The following is a 1,661-nucleotide window of genomic DNA, read 5'->3' as shown; positions in this document are numbered from 1 at the left end:
CGAGCGCTCGAGGTGGGGCACACCGGCGAGCACGCTGGTCGCGTCGACGAGCTCGACGTCGTCACGTGCGGCGAGCACGGCCTCCACGACCTCGCGGGTCTCGCGCCGGTGCGGCGAGCAGGTCGCGTAGGTCACCACCCCGCCAGGTCGCGCAAGGTCCACCGCATGGTTCAGCAGGTCTCGCTGGAGCACCGTCAGGTCGTCGAGGTCCGACTGCTGCCGGCGCCACCGCGCCTCGGGCCGCCGCCGCAGCGCCCCGAGACCGGTGCAGGGCGCGTCCACGACCACACGGTCGTATGCGGTGCCGGTCTCCAGCGTGCGTCCGTCCTCGACCGACACATCGACGTTGTCGAGCAGCCGCACGGCCGATCGGACGAGCTCCGCACGGTGCGGCGTGACCTCGTTGGCGAGCACGTGCGCGTCACGTCCGCCGGCGATGGCGCCGAGCAGGGCCGCCTTGCCGCCGGGGCCGGCGCAGAGGTCGAGCCAGTGCTCGTCGGCCCCGTCGACGGCGAACGACGCGGCGGCGATCGCGACCAGCTGCGACCCCTCGTCCTGGACGCCGATCCGACCCTCGCGCACGGCCGGCACGGCGCCCGGGTCACCGCCGGCGAGCCGGAACGCGTACGGCGACCACTCCCCCGCCTCGCCCTCGAGGCCCTCGAGGTCCTCGGGCTCGGCGAGTCCCGGGCGAGCCACCAGCGTGACCCGCGGAGGTGCGTTGTCAGCCGCCAGCAGCGCCGCGAGCTCCTCCGGCGCGGCGTCGCCGAGCGCATCGCGGAACGCCTCGACCACCCATCGCGGGTGTGCGTGGACGACCGCCAGGTGGCCGACCGGGTCGTCGTCGTACGGCGGGGCGACGCGCGACACCCACGTGTCCAGGTCAGCGGCGGCGACCTTGCGCAGCACCGCGTTGACGAACGAGGCGGGCCGGTGCCCGATCACGGCGCGGGTCAGGTCGACGCTGGTCGAGACCGCCGCGTGGCTCGGCACCCGCATGGCGAGGAGCTGGTGGACCCCCAGCCGCAGGACGTCACGCACCGGGGCGTCGATCCCCTTGGGAGCGAGCCGGTCGAGCACCGCGTCATAGGTGCGGGACCGCCGGATCGTGCCGTGGGTCAGCTCGGTGGTGAAGGCCGCGTCCCGTCCCGTGATGGCGTTCTCGCGCAGGAGGCCGGGCAGCAGGAGGTTGACGTAGGCGTCCTGCTCCTCGACCGCGCGCAGCACCTCCCACGCGACCCGACGGGTGGGGTCGACGCGCTGGCGCGTCTGCGGACGGTCGCGGCGCTCAGCCAAGACGGGTCCCCGACTCGAGACGGGCGCCTCGCGCCCAGTCCGCGGCCGGCATCGCCTTCTTGCCGTGCGGCTGGACGTCGCCGAGCACCACGTCGGTGGTGCCGGTGCCGACCCGGACCTCCGTCTTCGAGACACCGAGCGCGCCCGGCTTCAGCTCGGCGCTGTCGAGCACCGTGACCGGCCCGACCTTGAGGCGCTCGTCGGCGTAGGTCGTCCACGCGCCCGGGGCGGGAGTGCAGCCGCGGATCCGCCGGTCGACCCCGAGGGCGGGCGCGGACCAGTCAACCCTCGCGTCCTCGGTGGTGAGCTTCGGCGCGTACGACAGCCCGTCCTCCGGCTGGGGGCGCGCCTCGATGTCACCGAGG

At 74.8% G+C, this 1,661-nt stretch carries 1 protein-coding gene and 1 pseudogene; both read right to left on the bottom strand.

The genetic code is table 11. The annotated features are described in order from the left end of the window. Positions 1–1,296 (bottom strand): transcription antitermination factor NusB (locus PV363_RS17740; RefSeq protein WP_301023084.1); only part of this gene is annotated, 1,296 nt, incomplete at its 3' end. Next, positions 1,289–1,661: pseudogene (locus tag PV363_RS17735) on the bottom strand (methionyl-tRNA formyltransferase); the annotation flags it as partial. The pseudogene PV363_RS17735 and the gene PV363_RS17740, both read right to left, overlap by 8 nt.

The organism is Mumia sp., assembly GCF_028803055.1.
Classification (GTDB): Bacteria; Actinomycetota; Actinomycetes; order Propionibacteriales; family Nocardioidaceae; genus Mumia.
This window is presented reverse-complemented; position numbering and strand designations above follow the sequence as displayed.